Raw genomic sequence first — 16,111 nt, 5'->3', positions numbered from 1 at the left:
GTCGGGTGGCGATCGCGACGGGGGCACGGCCGGTGGTCGGCGTGCTCGCACTGCAGGGCGACGTGCGGGAGCACGCCGCGATGGTGGAACGCGCGGGTGCGCGGGCGCTGCCGGTCCGTCGTGCGAATGAACTGTCCGAAGTGGACGGTCTGGTGCTGCCGGGCGGCGAGTCGACCACCATGTCGAGGCTGCTGGAGACCTTCGAACTGCTGGAGCCGCTGCGCGAGCGCATCGCGGACGGGATGCCCGCGTTCGGCTCCTGCGCCGGGATGATCCTGCTCGCCCGCCAGGCCCTCGACGGGCGGCCTGACCAGCGGCAACTCGGCGGGCTCGACGTGGTCGTCCGGCGCAACGCGTTCGGACGGCAGGTGGACTCCTTCGAGGCCGACCTGGATTTCACCGGTATCGAAGGCGGCCCGGTGCACGCTGTGTTCATCCGCGCCCCGTGGGTCGAAAAAGCGGGCGACGGGGTCGAGGTACTCGCCAGTGTCCCCGAAATGCCGGGCTCCGAGGACGCGGCCGCTAGGATCGTCGCGGTCCGGCAGGGGGCGGTACTCGCCACGTCGTTCCACCCCGAACTCACCGGGGACGAACGCGTGCACAGGCTGTTCGTCGACCTCGTGCGGCAGGCTTAAGCAAAACCGACACTGTGCTCAGCGGCGGGCACAGGAGTAGATGGAGGAGAGATGAGCGGCCACTCCAAGTGGGCCACCACGAAGCACAAGAAGGCCAACCTGGACGCGAAGCGCGGCAAGCTCTTCGCCCGGTTGATCAAGAACATCGAGGTGGCGGCCCGGACCGGCGGTGGCGACCCGGACGGCAACCCGACGCTCTACGACGCCATCCAGAAGGCCAAGAAGAACTCGGTCCCGCAGGACAACATCGAGCGCGCCCGCAAACGCGGCGCCGGTGAAGAGGCCGGTGGCGCCGACTGGCAGACCATCACCTACGAAGGCTACGGCCCGAACGGTGTGGCCGTGCTGATCGAATGCCTCACCGACAACAAGAACCGTGCCGCCATGGAGGTGCGGACCGCGCTCACCCGGAACAACGGCTCGCTCGCCGACCCGGGTTCGGTCGCCTACATGTTCAACCGCAAGGGCGTCGTGATCATGCCCAAGGGTGACGCCGGCGAGGACGACGTCCTCATGGCCGTCCTCGACGCGGGCGCCGAGGAGGTCAACGACCTCGACGAGAACTTCGAGATCGTCTCCGAGGCCACCGATCTCGTCCCGGTCCGGAAAGCCTTGCAGGAAGCCGGTTTCGAGTACGAGTCCGCGGATCTCACGTTCCTCCCGTCGGTCAGCGTCCCGCTGGACGTCGAAGGTGCGAAGAAGGTCTTCAAGCTCATCGACGCGCTCGAGGATTGCGACGACGTGCAGAACGTGTACGCGAACTTCGACGTTTCCGACGAGGTCATGGCCGAGGTCGGCTGATCGATTTTCCCGCCATGCCGCGGAAAATCGGTCCCGGGACTAGGTGCGGGCGCTCGCGTGGGGCAGAATGTCGCGCGTGACGACCTCCGAAGCCGATGCCCTCACCGCCGAAGAATCCGAACTGATCCAGTGGATCGAGTCGCAGGCGCAGGCGAGAGGGAACGCGGTCATCGCGGTCGAAGGCGACGAGGAGGAAGCGAACTTCTGCTTCACCGCTTGCGCCTGGGCGTTGCACAACGTCGCGGAAGCGGTCGTGATCGGACTGCCCGAGCACATGGGGCCGGTCCTTCTCGACGCCTACGTCGACCGGGCGGCCGCCGGCGAGATCTTCGAAGTCGGCAAGCGCTACGACGATTTCTTCGAGGGCGCGCCGGTGGTCTTCGAACGGGTCGCTAAGGGGCACTATCCCGAGTACTTCGGGAGCGCGTTCCTGATCTACCCGGACGGGGACTTCCCGGCGCTGCAGTTGATCGTCGCCACGCCGGACGGGCACTTCCCGTGGCATCCGGACGCGCCCGAGGGCTTCGCGCGGTACCAGCCGGTGCTGACCGAATCCGGTGACCCGGAGAGCTGGACGCCGGGCGTCGACGGCCCCTGAGGTACTCGGGCGGCCTGTCGCTTCAACGCGTGTCATGAAAGGGTCGTTCAGGACGTTTTTCGTCCTGAACGACCCTTTCATGACATCCGGGGAGGCTCGGCGAGTATCAAGGCCGACACTCAAGTCAGCCAGGGCGCCAGGTCTTCCGTGGCGTCGGGCCACTCGGCGGCCAAAGCCGCCGCCGGCCGGAACTCGACGCTGTCGTCCGTATAAGGCGGCACGACCACGGTCCCGACCAGGCTCCACTCACCGGTACTCACCGACGCCTGCCAGACCCCGGCCGGCACCACCACCTGCGGACGCTGACCGGCCGCGACGTCGGGCCCGAGCACCGGTCGCGATACACGCCCGTCGGGGAACAGCAGGAGCATACGCACCGGCGCGCCGGCGTGGTGGGCGTAGATCTCCAGCCGGTCCAGCCGGTGCGGCGCCGAGGTTTCCGGCGGCGCGAGCAGGTAGTAGATCGCGGACGCGGTTTCGTCGCGCCAGCTCTGCGCCCAGCGGCCACCCTCCACGGGCAACGGCTGGAGACCCAGATGGGCGGTGAAGTCGTCGGGACTCGGCATGTCTTCATCTTGCCCGGACCCCTCGCCGGGTAGCCTCGAATCTCGAACTGATGTTCGCCGGAGCGGAGGAAAACGCGTGCGGGTACTCGGGGTCGACCCCGGTCTGACCAGGTGTGGGCTCGGGGTGGTCGACGGCGGCACTGGCCGCACCGTCCGCCCGGTGGCCGTCGACGTCGTGCGGACCCCGCCGGACGCCGACCTCGCCGTGCGCCTGCTGGGAATCTCCGACGCGGTCGAACGCTGGATGGATCGCTACAAGCCCGAGGCCGTCGCCGTCGAGCGGGTGTTCGCGCAGCACAACGTGCGCACCGCGATGGGCACCGCGCAGGCGGGCGGCGTCGTCGCGCTCGCCGCGGCCCGGCGCGGGCTGCCGGTCGTGTTCCACACCCCGAGCGAGGTCAAGGCCGCCGTCACCGGCTCCGGCCGGGCGGACAAGGCACAGGTCACCGGTATGGTCATGCGGCTGCTCGGCCTCGAGGTCAAACCGCATCCGGCGGACGCCGCGGACGCGCTCGCCCTCGCCATCTGCCACCTGTGGCGCGAGCCGATGCGGGTCCGGCTCGCCGAAGCCGAGGCCAGGGCGGCCGAGATCGCCAAGAACCACAAGGCCAGGCTCGCCGCCGCGGCCAAGCAAGCCAAAACGCAAGGAGCGGCTCGATGATCTCCTCGGTACGCGGTGAAATCCTCTCCATCGGTCTCGACCACGTCGTGATCGAGGTCGGGGGAGTGGGCTTCGCCGTGCAGGCCACCCCCGCCACCCTCGCCACGCTTCGCCGCGGCGAGCAGGCGATGCTGCACACCGCGCTCGTGGTCCGCGAGGATTCCTTGACGCTGTTCGGTTTCGCCGACGCGGACGCCCGCGAGCTGTTCGGCCTGCTGCAGACGGTCTCCGGGATCGGCCCGCGGCTCGCGCTGGCGACGCTCGCCGTCCTCGATCCCGACAAGCTGCGGTCCGCGCTGGTCGAAGGCAACATCACCGTGCTCACCCAGGTGCCCGGCATCGGCCGCAAGGGCGCCGAGCGGCTCACGCTCGAACTGCGCGACAAGGTCACCGCGCTCGCGGGCCCGACCGACGGTTCGCCGTCGGTCGTCGCGCCGGGCGCGCTGCGGGGCGAGGTCGTCGAGGCGCTCGCGGGCCTCGGCTTCCCGGCCAAACAGGCCGAACAGGCCGTCGACAAGGTGCTCGGCGAGGGCGAAGGACACACGACGTCGTCCGTGCTGCGTGCCGCGTTGGCCACCCTCGGGCGTAAGCGGTAACCGGCCACATGGACTATGAGGCCGTGACGGAGTTCGAAACCGACGAGACGCTCTCGGCGCTGCCGCAGACGGGGGAACGCGAGGTCGAGACCACGCTGCGCCCGCGGAAGCTGGACGAGTTCGTCGGTCAGCCGCGGGTGCGTGAACAGCTCGAACTCGTCCTGGAAAGCGCGCGGCGCCGCGGTGTCCCGCCGGACCACGTCCTGCTCTCGGGCCCGCCGGGACTGGGCAAGACGAGTATGGCGATGATCGTCGCCGCCGAACTCAACGCCGCCATCCGGATCACCTCCGGGCCCGCGCTGGAACGCGCGGGCGACCTGGCCGCGATGCTGTCCAACCTGGCACCCGGCGACGTCCTGTTCATCGACGAGATCCACCGCATCGCCCGTCCCGCCGAGGAGATGCTGTACCTCGCGATGGAGGACTTCCGTGTCGACGTCGTCGTCGGCAAGGGCCCCGGCGCCACCAGCATCCCGCTGGAGATCGCGCCGTTCACGCTGGTCGGGGCCACGACGCGGTCCGGTTCGCTGACCGGTCCGCTGCGCGACCGGTTCGGCTTCACCGGCCAGATGGAGTTCTACAGCGACGCCGAACTGGAACTCGTCGCGCGGCGGGCCGCCACGATCCTCGACATCGACATCGACCGGGACGGCTGCGCGGAGATCGCCCGCCGGTCCCGCGGCACACCTCGTATCGCGAACCGGCTCCTGCGCCGCGTGCGCGACTACGCCGAGGTCCGGGCGGACGGCAAGGTCACGCGCAAGATCGCCCGTGCCGCGCTGGAGGTCTACGACGTCGACGAACTCGGCCTCGACCGGCTCGACCGCGCGGTGCTGACCGCACTCGTCCGCTCCTTCGGCGGTGGTCCGGTCGGCGTGTCGACGCTGGCCGTCGCGGTGGGGGAAGAACCGACCACCGTCGAAGAGGTGTGTGAGCCTTACCTGGTCCGCGCCGGTATGCTCGCCCGCACTCCTCGCGGCCGGGTCGCCACAGCGGCCGCGTGGGAACACCTCGGCCTGCCGGCCCCGGCCGGTGCCACGCGTGGCGAGCAGGGCGGCCCGAACCTGTTCGACCAGGACTGAACGGACCGTTCAGGCGGTTCGAGGCCCGTGGTGACGACGGGTGGTGGTGGAGTTTCCGCTGGCACCTGGCACACTCGGGGAGAGCACACCCCGCCAAACCGGACAAAACAGCGCACCGCGCGGCGTCCGCTCGAAATGGAGAATCATGAACCAGTTATTGCTGCCGCTGCTCCTGATGCTCGTTGTGGCGATTCCGCTCGTCATGGGCACCCGTAAGCAGAAGAAGGCGGCGGCGGCGCAGCAGGAGCTGCTCTCGAGCCTGGCTCCCGGTGACCGGGTGATGACCACCTCCGGTCTCTACGCGACTGTCGCCGACGCCTCCGCCGACACCACGATCGACCTCGAGGTCGCTCCCGGCGTCGTGACCACCTGGCTGCGCCAGGCCGTCCGCGAGAAGGTCGAGCCGGTCGTGGAGACCGACGAGGACGCCACTGACGCCACCGACACCGACGAGGTCGTCGAGGCGCCGGTCGTCGAGTCGAAGGACGACGAGCGCGTCGAGGAGAAGTCGGGCGCGCAGATCGCTCCTCCGCTGGAGCACGGCAAGAAGTAGCGCTTGTAAGGCCATCCCCGACACCAGACTTTCGTAGGTGCGGGGCCAACGCCGGGCTCACGCAGCACCGAGTAGTGTCTCGGTGCTGCGTGCGTGTCCGTCGTCATAGTCGTGCTCGTTCGCGGTACCACCGGACTCCCGTCCGGTTGAGTGAACAGCCAAGTCCATTGGGGAAAAACCCAGTCCGTCCGAGGAGACCGAAGCACAGTGGCCGCACCGGCCGGGCATCTCCGCCCGGGACGCTATCTCGCCTTCTTCGCCCTGATCGTGGTGGCGCTGTACGCCCTGGTGTTCTTCACCGGTAGCGGCAAGCCGACGCCGAAGCTCGGCATCGATCTGCAAGGCGGCACGAGGGTCACCCTGTCCGCCCGAAACCCCGACGGCGGCGACCCTCCGCGAGAGTCCCTCGAACAGGCCCGCTCGATCATCGAGCGCCGGGTCAACGGTATCGGCGTCAGCGGCACCGAGGTCGTCCTCGACGGCAGCAACGTCGTCATCACCGTCCCCGGTGAGCAGGGCGACCAGGCCAAGACCCTGGGCAAGACCGCGAAGCTGGGCTTCCGGAAGGTCGTGACGTCGCAGCCGGCGACCCCGGTGCAGCAGCCGTCGACCCCGCCCGCTTCCGGCGCGCCGTCTTCGGCGCCGCCGTCCTCGCCGGGCGTGAGCGCCCCGCCGACCAGCCCGGCCAACGGCGGTGGCGCCGCCGGCGCGCCGCAGCAGCAGCCCGGCGCGGACTCCGACGAGCAGACGAAGAAGGAGATCGAGGAGGCCCGGAACCTCCGGCAGAACCCCGATCTGCTTTCCACGGACCAGGCGAAGCAGGCCGCGGCCGCCGAGAAGGCCTTCGCGGCGCTCAACTGCGACCCCAAGGTGTCGGACCCGCTGGTCGGCAACGACCTCACCGACAAGCCGCTGGTCGCCTGCGGTGACAAGAACACCATGAAGTACCTGCTGGAGCCGGAGTTCCTGCCCGGGACCGAGATCTCCGACGCCTCCTCGGGCTACGACACGCAGAACTCCCAGTGGGTCGTCAACCTGAACTTCAAGGGCGAGGGTTCGCGGATCTGGGGCGACTTCACCTCGAAGAACGTCCAGAAGCAGGCGGCGTTCGTCCTCGACACGCAGGTCGTCTCCGCGCCGACCATCCAGTCCGCGATCCTGGGCGGGCAGACCCAGATCACCGGCCGGTTCAGCCAGACCGAGGCGAAGGACCTGGCGGACGTGCTGAAGTACGGCTCGCTGCCGCTGTCGTTCGAGTCCTCGGACGCGACGACGGTGTCCGCGACGCTGGGTCTCGCGTCGCTGCAGGCGGGCCTGATCGCCGGTGGCCTCGGCCTCCTGATCGTCTTCATCTACTGCTTGTTCTACTACCGGTTGCTCGGCGTGCTGACGATTCTGTCGCTCGCCTTGTCGTTCTCGCTGGTCTACGCGGTGCTGGTGCTGCTGGGGCGGTGGATCGGGTACACCCTCGACCTCGCCGGCGTGGCGGGCCTGATCATCGCGATCGGTATCACCGCCGACTCGTTCGTCATCTACTTCGAACGATTGAAGGACGAGATCCGGGAAGGCAGGACGTTCCGCTCAGCGGTCCCGCGAGGCTGGTCCCGTGCCCAGCGCACGATCCTCGCGTCCGACGCGGTCAGCTTCCTCGCCGCGGCGATCCTGTACTGGCTGGCCGTCGGTGAGGTCAAGGGCTTCGCGTTCACGCTCGGCATGTCGACGGTCCTCGACCTCGTCGTGGTCTACCTCGTGACCCACCCGCTGGTCGCGATGGTGTCGCGCTCGAAGTCGAAGTTCCTGTCCAACCCCAAGAACCTCGGCCTCGGTGCCGTGCAGCAGGTGGGCTCGGAGCGCAAGGCGGCCCGTCCGGCCGCCGGCCGCCCGAACGTCAAGGAGGCGTGACCGTGGTCGACGACAACACCACCACCGCGGGCAAGCGCGAGAGCATCTTCCGCCGCCTCTACGTGGGCACGGGCGCGTTCGACGTGGTCGGCAAGCGCAAGCGCTGGTACATCTTCTTCGGCGCGCTGGTGCTGGTCTGCATCGCGTCGATGGGGATCAAGGGCTTCAACTTCGGGATCGACTTCGAAGGCGGCACCCAGATCCAGCTGCCCGCCAACGGCAAGAACGGGCAGATCACCGAACAGCAGGCCAAGGACGTCTTCTCCGAAGCGCTCGGCCGTCCGGCCGACGAGGCGCAGAAGGTCGGCAGCGGTGCCTCGTCGACCATCCAGCTGCGTTCGGACACCCTGGACGCCGCCGAGGTCGCCAAGATCAAGGAAGCGTTGTTCCGCGACCTCGGTCCGATCGGGTCCAACGGCCAGCCGAGTGTCCAGGCCATCAGTGACAGCGCGGTCAGCGCGTCCTGGGGTGGGGAGATCTCTCGGCAGGCGTTGATCGCGCTCGGGGTGTTCCTCCTCGCGGTCACGCTGTTCCTGGCGTTGTACTTCGACACGAGGATGGCCGCCGCGGCGCTGATCTCGCTCCTGCACGACATCGTGGTGACGGCGGGTGTGTACTCGCTGATCGGCTTCGAGGTCACGCCGGCGACGGTGATCGGTCTGCTGACGATCCTCGGGTTCTCGCTGTACGACACGGTGGTGGTGTTCGACAAGGTCCGCGAGAACACGCGCGGCCTGCTCGGGCTCACCCGCCGCACCTTCGGCGAGGCGGCCAACCTGGCGCTGAACCAGACGCTGATGCGGTCGTTCAACACGGCGCTGATCGCGATGCTGCCGATTCTCGGTCTGCTCGTCGTCGGGTACATCCTGCTCGGCTCGGGCACCCTGCAGGACCTCGCGCTGGTGCAGCTCACCGGCACCCTGGTCGGCGTGCTGTCCTCGGTCGCGCTGGCCACCCCGCTGCTGGTGGACCTGAAGATGCGTGACCCGAAGTTCCGTCAGCAGGCCGACCGGGTGGCCGCGCGGCGCGCGAACCAGGCCCGCAAGGCCGCCGAGCGCGACGACGACTTCGACCCGAACGACGAAGACGCACTGGCCGCCGAGCTCCGCAAGGAGAAGGCGTACGCCGCGGCGGCGAGCGTGCCGGCGCGGAACCAGAAGGCCCACAAGGGGCGTCCGTCGGGTAAGCGCAAGAGGTAATCCCGGCCGTCGAACGCTAGGAAAGGTCCTTTCATTGCAAAATTTGCAATGAAAGGACCTTTCCTAGCGTTCAGGGACCCGGAAGCACGACTGGAGAGCAGGAAGTACATGGAGCTGCCCAAGGCACTCGACCTCATCGCCGACGTACCGGACTTCCCGGAACCCGGTGTGCTGTTCCGGGACCTGAGCCCGTTGTTCGCCGACGCGGCGGGCTTCAAGGCCGTCACCGACGCGCTGGCCGCCACCGTCGACCCCGACGTCGATCTGCTGGCCGGCGTGGAGGCGCGCGGATTCCTGCTGGCCGCCGCCGTCGGTTATGCCCGTGGCCTCGGTGTCGCGTTGATCCGCAAGCCGGGCAAGCTGCCCCGTGTCGCGGGCAGGGTCGGTTACACGCTGGAGTACGGCACCGCGACCGTCGAATTGCCCGAAGGTGTGGTCGAGCCCGGCCAGCGTGTCGCGATCCTCGACGACGTGCTCGCCACCGGCGGCACGGTCGCCGCCACCTGCAAACTGCTCGAAGACGCGAAGGCGCAGGTCAGCGGCATTTCGGTGGTCATGGAACTCGGCGCGCTCGGTGGTCGTTCCGTGCTTGAGGGGCGCCGTGTGGAGGCCCTCCGGGTGTGTTGACCGGGCGCACCAAGTGAGCCGCGAGGGGGAGCGGTTACCCTTGATGTCCGAAGGCCGCACGAAGCGCAGGAGGTGCGGGTGAGCCAAGAGCTCGATGCCGCGGTGTCCTCGAAGGACGGCACCGAGCAGAACGGTGCGGCGCGACAGGGGGCGGCGCCGACACCGTCCGCGACACGCCGTGTGCGCGCCCGTCTCGCCCGCCGGATCACCGCGCAGCGCGCCGCACCGGTCAAGCAGGTTCTCGAACCGCTCGCCGTCATCCACCGCGAGCTGCATCCCAACGCGGACCTCGCGCAGCTGCAGCGCGCGTATGACGTCGCCGAAGAGCTGCACCGCGAGCAGCGGCGCAAGTCCGGCGACCCGTACATCACGCATCCGCTCGCCGTCGCGACCATCCTCGCCGAACTCGGCATGGACACCACGACGCTGGTCGCGGCGCTGTTGCACGACACCGTCGAAGACACCGGCTATTCGCTGGAGAGCCTGAAGGCGGACTTCGGCGAGAAGGTCGGCGAGCTCGTCGACGGCGTCACCAAACTGGACAAGGTCAAGCTCGGTACGGCCGCCGAGGCCGAGACCATCCGCAAGATGGTCATCGCGATGGCGCGCGACCCGCGCGTGCTGGTCATCAAGCTGGCCGACCGGCTGCACAACATGCGCACGATGCGCTTCCTGCCGCCGGAGAAGCAGGCACGCAAGGCGCGCGAGACCCTGGAGGTCCTCGCCCCGCTGGCGCACCGGCTCGGTATGGCGACGGTCAAATGGGAGCTGGAGGACCTGGCCTTCGCCATCCTGCAGCCGAAGAAGTACGACGAGATCGTCCGCCTGGTCGCCGATCGCGCGCCTTCGCGCGACACGTACCTGCGGTCGGTGATCACGGATCTGACCAGTCATCTCGACGGCTCGCGGATCACCGCCAAGGTCGAGGGCCGCCCGAAGCACTACTACTCGATCCACCAGAAGATGATCGTCCGCGGCCGCGACCTCGACGACATCCACGACCTGGTGGGCGTGCGGATCTTGGTCGAGGACGTCCGTGACTGCTACGCCGCGATGGGTGTCGTCCACGCGCTGTGGCAGCCGGTCCCGGGCCGGTTCAAGGACTACATCGCGCAGCCTCGCTTCGGTGTCTACCAGTCGCTGCACACCACGGTGATCGGGCCGGACGGCAAACCGCTCGAGGTCCAGATCCGGACCTACGAGATGCACCGCACCGCCGAGTACGGCATCGCCGCGCACTGGCGGTACAAGGAGACCAAGGGCACCCACAACGGGAACGCCATGGACGTCGACGAGATGGCGTGGATGCGCCAGCTCCTCGACTGGCAGCGGGAAGCGGCGGACCCGGGCGACTTCCTGGAGTCGCTGCGCTACGAGCTCGCCTCGCGCGAGATCTTCGTGTTCACGCCCAAGGGTGACGTGATCACGCTGCCGGTCGATTCGACGCCGGTCGACTTCGCCTACGCCGTGCACACCGAGGTCGGCCACCGGTGCATCGGTGCCCGCGTCAACGGCAGGCTCGTCGCGCTCGAGCGCAAGCTGGAGAACGGCGAGGTCATCGAGATCTTCACCTCGAAGGCCGAGACGGCGGGGCCGAGCCGCGACTGGCTGCAGTTCGCCGGTTCGCCCAAGGCACGCGCGAAGATCCGGCAGTGGTTCGCCAAGGAACGCCGTGACGAGGCGATCGAGGGCGGCAAGGAGGCCATCACCAAGGAGGTCCGCAAGGTCGGCCTCCCGATCCAGCGGCTGGTCTCCGCCGAGTCGATGGGCGCGGTCGCCACCGAACTGCGGCACCCGGACATCAGCTCGCTGTACGCGGCCGTCGGCGAGGGGCACACCAGCGCGAAGCACGTCGTGCAGCGGCTGGTCGCGCTCATCGGCGGCGTCGACGAGGCGGAGGAGGAGCTCGCCGAGCGCGCGACCCCGTCCACCGTCACCCGCCGCCGCGGCTCGAACGACGTCGGCGTCGTGGTGAAGGGCGCCAGCGACATCTGGGCCAAGCTCGCCCGCTGCTGCACGCCGGTGCCGGGCGACGAGATCCTCGGTTTCGTCACGCGGGGCGGTGGCGTCAGCGTCCACCGGACCGACTGCACCAACGCCGACGACCTGCGGGCCCAGCCCGAGAGGCTGGTCGAGGTCGAATGGGCGCCGTCGGCGTCTTCGGTCTTCCTCGTCGCGATCCAGGTCGAGGCGCTGGACCGGCACCGTCTGCTCTCCGACGTCACCAAGGTGCTCGCGGACGAGAAGGTCAACATCCTGTCCGCGTCGGTGACCACGTCGCGCGACCGGGTCGCGGTCAGCCGGTTCTCGTTCGAGATGGGCGACCCGAAGCACCTCGGACACGTGCTGAAGGTGGTCCGGGGCGTCGAAGGCGTTTACGACGTGTATCGGGTCACTTCGGCTTCGTGACCGGCAGTGGGTCCCGGCTAGAGTCCGAGGATGACTGACGGGTTCGAATTCACTCGCGACGGCGAGGTCGCGCGGCTGACGTTCACCAGGCCGGAGAAGATGAACGCGATCACCTACGGGATGTGGTCGGCGATCCCGGACGTGGTGGCGCGGGTGGAGGCGGACCCGGCGATCAAGGTCCTCGTGCTGACCGGCGCGGGCGCGCATTTCTCGGCGGGCGCGGACATCAGCGAGTTCCGGGACCTGCGGTCGACCGCCGACGCGGCCGAGACCTACGACAAGGCCGTCGACGGGGCCGTGGCGGCGCTGACGGCGTCGCGGAAGCCGACCGTCGCGATGATCCAGGGCAACTGCATCGGCGGTGGTTGCCAGATCTCGGTCGCGTGCGACTTCCGGTTCGCGGCGGAGGGCTCGCGCTTCGGTATCACGCCGGCGAAGCTCGGGATCGTCTACCACTTCGACTCGACAAGGCAGCTCGTCTCACTGGTCGGCCCGGCGAACGCGAAGTACTTCCTGCTCTCGGGCGAGCTCGTCGACGCGCGGCGGGCGCGGGAGATCGGGCTGCTGAACGACGTCTTCCCAGCCGACGAGTTGGAGACCTCGACGGCGAAGTTCGTCGAGACGCTGGCTTCGCGTTCGCAGGCGTCGGTACGCGGGATGAACCGGATCATCGAGAAGATCGTTGCGGGGCAACAGGAATCCGACGCCGAAGTGGACGAGATCCGGCTCGGTGCGCTGCACGGCGAGGACTATGCCGAAGGGGTGGCGGCGTTCTTGGCGCGGCGGCCGCCGAAGTTCACCTATCGCTGAGGTTCGCGTTGCCGGGTGGCGGCCCGCCGCATTTTCCTGCCTCGATTGGTCGCGTTGTTGTTGCGCGAGAAAGTTTTTTATGGCTTGAGCCGGACGTGCTTATGGTCGATTCATGGAGTGGAAATTTCAATCGGCCGAAGAGCTCACGACCGCTTTGCGCGCCGGTGAGGTGACCTCGGCGGAACTGACCGACGAGGCGATCGCCCGCATCGAGCGGGAAGACAAGGCGATCAACGCGATCTGCGTGCCGGGCTTCGACCGCGCTCGGGCCGCCGCGCGCGACGCCGACCAGGCGCGGGCACGCGGCGAGGACCGGCCGCTGCTCGGTATCCCGGTGACGGTCAAAGAGTCCTTCAACATGGCCGGCCTGCCCACGACCTGGGGCATGCCGCAGCATCGGGATTTCGTGCCCGCCGAGGACGCGGTGCAGGTGTCGCGCCTCAAGGCCGCCGGCGCGGTGGTGCTCGGCAAGACCAATGTGCCGCTGGGATTGCAGGACATCCAGTCCTTCAACGAGTTCTACGGCACCACGAACAACCCTTGGGATCACGATCGCACCTCGGGTGGATCCTCGGGCGGATCGGCGGCGGCTCTGGCGTCCGGCTTCGGCGCGCTGTCCATCGGCTCCGACCTCGCCGGTTCGCTGCGCACCCCCGCGCATTTCTGCGGTATCTACGCGCACAAGCCGACGGTCGGGCTCGCGGCGACCCGCGGTATGGTCCCGCCTCCGGCGCCTGCCTTGCCGGTCGACCTCGACCTGGCCGTCGCCGGTCCGATGGCGCGCACCGCCCGCGACCTCACGCTCCTGCTCGACGTCATGGCCGGGCCCGATCCGCTGACACACGGGATGGCGTACGAGGTGAAGCTGCCGCCGGCGCGCCATGAGCGGCTCGGCGACTTCCGGGTCTTGGTGATCGAAGATCATCCGGTCATCCCGACCGGGGCTGCTGTGCGGGCCGGTGTGAACCGGGTGGCCGACGCGCTGGCCGACGGCGGCGCCCGCGTCGAACGGTACAGCCCGTTGTTCCCCGACCTGACCGAGTCCGCGACGCTCTACACGCAGTTGCTGTTCTCGAGTACCGTCGCGCGTTTCCCCGTCGAGGCGTACGAGCAACTGCAGGCCAACGCCGCCGGGCTGAGCGCTGACGACCGCAGCCTCGACGCGGCGCGGCTACGCGCCATGGTGTTCACCCATCGCGACTGGCTGGCGGTGTACGACCGTCGCGAACGCCACCGGCACGGCTGGCGGCAGCTGTTCGCCGAGTTCGACGCGGTGGTCTGCCCGATCACGCCGACCCCCGCGTTCCCGCACGATCACGACCCCGATCTGCTGGGACGCCGGATCGACATCGACGGCGCCGGGTATCCGTACTTCGACCAGCTCGTCTGGGCGGGCGTGGCCACCATGCCCGGCCTGCCCGCCACGGCCGTGCCGACCGGCCGCTCCGACGAGGGACTTCCGGTGGGAGTGCAGCTCATCGGTCCGGCGTTCGAGGACCGCACCCCGCTGCGGCTGGCGGAACTGCTCGAACAGACGCTCGGCGGCTTCCAAGCGCCGAGCTATTGAGAGGTAAGTCAAAGGTGGCGTGATGGAGTTGGTGGCGAGAACATGCTCACCGCAGAGACCAGGCGCGCTCTTGACTGTCCACAAGGGACACATTCAGAGGCAAAATGCCCGATGTGATCACTTTGCGCAGGGGTCGTGAGTGATTTGGGTGGTTCTAACCCTCATTATCACTCACGACCCCGTCCAGAAACGGACATAAAGGTATCAAGTGGACGCCCGATCGACGCGATATGTCCCTTGTGGACACTCGGGATCAGGCCTGTCTGCATCGCCAGTCCATACTCACGTCGCATGGGCTTTCTCGTTAGATCTCGTCCCAGGGATTGCTGTCGTACGCTTCGGCGAGGATCCGGCTCGTTTCCGGAGCGTGCGACAGCTCGACGTCGTCCACCGACGCCACCGGCCAGCCGACCGACTCCGAATTGGTCAGGAACATGGCGTCGAACCCCGGCAGGTCGGTGGGGCGGACGTCACGGATCTCCTGCGGGATCCCGTTCCGCTCCAGCCCGCGTCGCATGAGCTGCTGGGTGATGCCGTCGAGCACCGGTGCCTGCGGCCAGACCACCGTGCCGCCGTCGAGGAACCCGACGTTCCAGATCGACGCCTCGCTGACCCGGCCGTCGTAGTCGACGAACAACGCGTCGTCGTATCCCGCCAGCTTCGCCTCGCGCATGTGGTGGAGCAGCCCGAACGTGCCGACGTGCTTGACTTCCGGAAGCACCCGTTCGTAGCGCACGGACCGCAGGCGGAGCGGCTTCATCTCGTGCTCGCGGGGCGGCCCGGTCCGGACGAGGACGTCCGGTGCCGCGGGCGCGCCGGGATCGGACCAGTCCATCGCGCGGGAGAAGATCAGCACCCGCACCGACAGCGCGTCCTCACCCCGGATCGCCTGCCGCACATACGCGCGCACCGCGTCGGTGTCGAGCTCGCTGCCGAACATCCGCCGCGTGCTCGTCACGAGGCGGCGAAGGTGGACGTCCAGGCCGCGGACCTTGCCGTCGCGGACCTGCATCGCGGTGAAATGGCCATAGCCGAACGCGCCCGCCAGGTCTTCCGACCGGGCGGGCGCGCCGTTGATCTCCAGCTTCACGTCAGGCGTTGACCGTGACGCCGGTGAACTTGACCTCGGTGTTGGGCGGGCCGGTGCCGTCGCCGTTGCCCGCCTGCGCGTTCGCGCCCGCCTTGGCGACCTTGTCGAGCACCTTCAGGCCCTCGTCGGAGATGCTGCCGAAGACCGAGTAGTCCGCGGGCAGTTCGGCCTCGCCGTAGACCATGAAGAACTGGCTTCCGCCGGAGTTCGGCTGCTGCGTCTTCGCCATCGCGAGGATGCCGCGGCCGTACTTGATCTCCTTGAACGCCTCGTCCGGCATCGTGTAGCCCGGGCCGCCCATGCCGGTGGCCTCGGGGTCACCGCACTGCAGCATCTGCAGGCCGCTGGTGCCGAGCCGGTGGCACTTGGTGTCGTTGAAGTAGCCCTGCTGGGAAAGGCTGATGAAGCTCTGCACGGCGCACGGGGCGAGCGCCCGGTCCAGCGTCAGCGGGATGTCGCCCGCGGTGCTCTTCAGCACGACGTTCACCGTGCCGTTCGAAGAGACGTCCTTGCCTTCCGGCTTGTTCACCTTCTTCGAAGCCTGCTTGGTGGCGTCGTCCTTGTAGTCGCAAGTCACCGGGTTCGCCAGCGGCGTCGGCCGCTTTGGCATCGGAGTGCGCTCCGTGGGGATGGTGACCTCGGGGGTCGGAGGAGCCGAGCTCGGGGAAGCGTCGGAGGCGGCATCGTCACCACTGTTACTGCTGACGATCCACCACACCGCGCCCGCCACGATGGCGACGACGCCGACGACCGCCACCGAGCCGACGATCTTGCGCCGCTTGGCCTTCTCGGCCCGTCGCACGATCTGTCGCTCGAGCTTGCGCTTCGCGGCTTCGCGGCGCTGCTGGTTGGTCGGCACCCGCCCTCCCGGTTTCCACTCGATGTCACACGTCTGAGGTAGCGGGAGTCTATTGGCACAGCCTGTGAGGCCCCCGTACAGGGGCCGCTAGGCTTACTTGATCGTGATCAGGGCCATCCTGTCACCTGTTCGGCGGAAGATCTGAGGAGGCGTTTC

The 16,111-nt window shown here is 68.5% G+C and carries 16 protein-coding genes; 13 read left to right on the top strand and 3 right to left on the bottom strand.

Translation table 11 applies throughout. From position 1 onward, the window contains the following. The first annotated feature begins 5 nt into the window (after window positions 1–5). The 3 genes from pdxT to AORI_RS63080 all read left to right on the top strand — a co-directional run bounded on the left by pdxT (window position 6) and on the right by AORI_RS63080 (window position 2,034). Window positions 6–635, top strand: coding sequence for a pyridoxal 5'-phosphate synthase glutaminase subunit PdxT (gene pdxT / locus AORI_RS63090; RefSeq protein WP_016334763.1), 630 nt, complete (start codon window positions 6–8; stop codon window positions 633–635). Between the two features lie 51 nt (window positions 636–686). Next, on the top strand, window positions 687–1,436 hold the full coding sequence (locus AORI_RS63085) for a YebC/PmpR family DNA-binding transcriptional regulator (RefSeq protein ID WP_016334762.1): 750 nt from the start codon (window positions 687–689) through the stop codon (window positions 1,434–1,436). A 67-nt stretch (window positions 1,437–1,503) separates the two neighbouring features. Further along, window positions 1,504–2,034 (top strand): DUF4262 domain-containing protein, encoded by a 531-nt coding sequence (locus AORI_RS63080; protein WP_034307792.1) that lies wholly within the window; start codon window positions 1,504–1,506, stop codon window positions 2,032–2,034. Between the two features lie 119 nt (window positions 2,035–2,153). Here AORI_RS63080 and AORI_RS63075 read toward each other — a convergent pair whose 3' ends face one another. Beyond that, the gene (locus AORI_RS63075; protein WP_016334760.1) at window positions 2,154–2,600 is read right to left on the bottom strand and encodes a cupin domain-containing protein; all 447 of its coding nucleotides are present in this window, start codon (window positions 2,598–2,600) and stop codon (window positions 2,154–2,156) included. A gap of 76 nt (window positions 2,601–2,676) precedes the next feature. Between AORI_RS63075 and ruvC the strand changes: the two genes are divergently transcribed. The 10 genes from ruvC (at window position 2,677) to AORI_RS63025 (ending at window position 14,006) form a co-directional block, all read left to right on the top strand. Further along, window positions 2,677–3,261, top strand: coding sequence for a crossover junction endodeoxyribonuclease RuvC (ruvC, locus tag AORI_RS63070; RefSeq protein WP_016334759.1), 585 nt, complete (start codon window positions 2,677–2,679; stop codon window positions 3,259–3,261). After that, window positions 3,258–3,857 (top strand): Holliday junction branch migration protein RuvA, encoded by a 600-nt coding sequence (ruvA, locus tag AORI_RS63065; protein ID WP_016334758.1) that lies wholly within the window; start codon window positions 3,258–3,260, stop codon window positions 3,855–3,857. The genes ruvC and ruvA overlap by 4 nt, the downstream gene beginning before the upstream one ends. Before the next feature lie 8 nt (window positions 3,858–3,865). Continuing rightward, a complete protein-coding gene (gene ruvB, locus AORI_RS63060; protein ID WP_016334757.1) occupies window positions 3,866–4,939 on the top strand; it encodes a Holliday junction branch migration DNA helicase RuvB in 1,074 nt (357 codons plus the stop codon). Between the two features lie 145 nt (window positions 4,940–5,084). After that, window positions 5,085–5,492, top strand: a complete 408-nt coding sequence (yajC, locus tag AORI_RS63055; protein WP_016334756.1) for a preprotein translocase subunit YajC — start codon at window positions 5,085–5,087, stop codon at window positions 5,490–5,492. A 207-nt stretch (window positions 5,493–5,699) separates the two neighbouring features. Further along, window positions 5,700–7,394 (top strand): protein translocase subunit SecD, encoded by a 1,695-nt coding sequence (gene secD, locus AORI_RS63050; protein ID WP_016334755.1) that lies wholly within the window; start codon window positions 5,700–5,702, stop codon window positions 7,392–7,394. After that, entirely contained in the window at window positions 7,391–8,593 is a 1,203-nt protein-coding gene (secF, locus tag AORI_RS63045; protein WP_016334754.1) for a protein translocase subunit SecF, read from the top strand. Before secD ends, secF begins: the two co-directional genes overlap by 4 nt. Window positions 8,594–8,701: 108 nt before the next feature. After that, window positions 8,702–9,220, top strand: coding sequence for an adenine phosphoribosyltransferase (locus tag AORI_RS63040; protein ID WP_016334753.1), 519 nt, complete (start codon window positions 8,702–8,704; stop codon window positions 9,218–9,220). A 78-nt stretch (window positions 9,221–9,298) separates the two neighbouring features. After that, window positions 9,299–11,629, top strand: a complete 2,331-nt coding sequence (locus tag AORI_RS63035; RefSeq protein ID WP_016334752.1) for a RelA/SpoT family protein — start codon at window positions 9,299–9,301, stop codon at window positions 11,627–11,629. A gap of 30 nt (window positions 11,630–11,659) precedes the next feature. Next, window positions 11,660–12,439 carry an enoyl-CoA hydratase/isomerase family protein gene (locus AORI_RS63030; RefSeq protein WP_016334751.1) on the top strand — a complete coding sequence of 260 codons (780 nt, stop codon included), beginning with the start codon at window positions 11,660–11,662 and terminating at the stop codon, window positions 12,437–12,439. A 112-nt stretch (window positions 12,440–12,551) separates the two neighbouring features. Beyond that, the gene (locus tag AORI_RS63025) at window positions 12,552–14,006 is read left to right on the top strand and encodes an amidase (protein WP_016334750.1); all 1,455 of its coding nucleotides are present in this window, start codon (window positions 12,552–12,554) and stop codon (window positions 14,004–14,006) included. A 304-nt stretch (window positions 14,007–14,310) separates the two neighbouring features. On the opposite strand, the gene AORI_RS63020 is transcribed toward AORI_RS63025, so the two are convergent. Both AORI_RS63020 and AORI_RS63015 read right to left on the bottom strand, forming a co-directional pair. Then, window positions 14,311–15,096 carry an aminotransferase class IV family protein gene (locus AORI_RS63020; protein WP_016334749.1) on the bottom strand — a complete coding sequence of 262 codons (786 nt, stop codon included), beginning with the start codon at window positions 15,094–15,096 and terminating at the stop codon, window positions 14,311–14,313. Between the two features lies 1 nt (window position 15,097). Then, complete coding sequence (locus AORI_RS63015) at window positions 15,098–15,955, bottom strand: peptidylprolyl isomerase (protein ID WP_016334748.1); 858 nt, start codon at window positions 15,953–15,955, stop codon at window positions 15,098–15,100. Window positions 15,956–16,111: the final 156 nt, after the last annotated feature.

This window comes from Amycolatopsis keratiniphila, from assembly GCF_000400635.2.
Lineage (GTDB): Bacteria > Actinomycetota > Actinomycetes > Mycobacteriales > Pseudonocardiaceae > Amycolatopsis > Amycolatopsis keratiniphila.
Note: the sequence above shows the minus strand (reverse complement) of the source record. Positions and strands in the feature narration are given on the sequence as shown.

Coding starts and splice junctions, on each gene's coding strand:
- AORI_RS63085 (WP_016334762.1), top strand. CDS start 687: ATGAGCGGCCACTCCAAGTGGGCCACCACGAAGCACAAGAAGGCCAAC.
- AORI_RS63080 (WP_034307792.1), top strand. CDS start 1,504: ATGTCGCGCGTGACGACCTCCGAAGCCGATGCCCTCACCGCCGAAGAA.
- AORI_RS63075 (WP_016334760.1), bottom strand. CDS start 2,600: ATGCCGAGTCCCGACGACTTCACCGCCCATCTGGGTCTCCAGCCGTTG.
- ruvA (WP_016334758.1), top strand. CDS start 3,258: ATGATCTCCTCGGTACGCGGTGAAATCCTCTCCATCGGTCTCGACCAC.
- ruvB (WP_016334757.1), top strand. CDS start 3,866: ATGGACTATGAGGCCGTGACGGAGTTCGAAACCGACGAGACGCTCTCG.
- yajC (WP_016334756.1), top strand. CDS start 5,085: ATGAACCAGTTATTGCTGCCGCTGCTCCTGATGCTCGTTGTGGCGATT.
- AORI_RS63040 (WP_016334753.1), top strand. CDS start 8,702: ATGGAGCTGCCCAAGGCACTCGACCTCATCGCCGACGTACCGGACTTC.
- AORI_RS63030 (WP_016334751.1), top strand. CDS start 11,660: ATGACTGACGGGTTCGAATTCACTCGCGACGGCGAGGTCGCGCGGCTG.
- AORI_RS63025 (WP_016334750.1), top strand. CDS start 12,552: ATGGAGTGGAAATTTCAATCGGCCGAAGAGCTCACGACCGCTTTGCGC.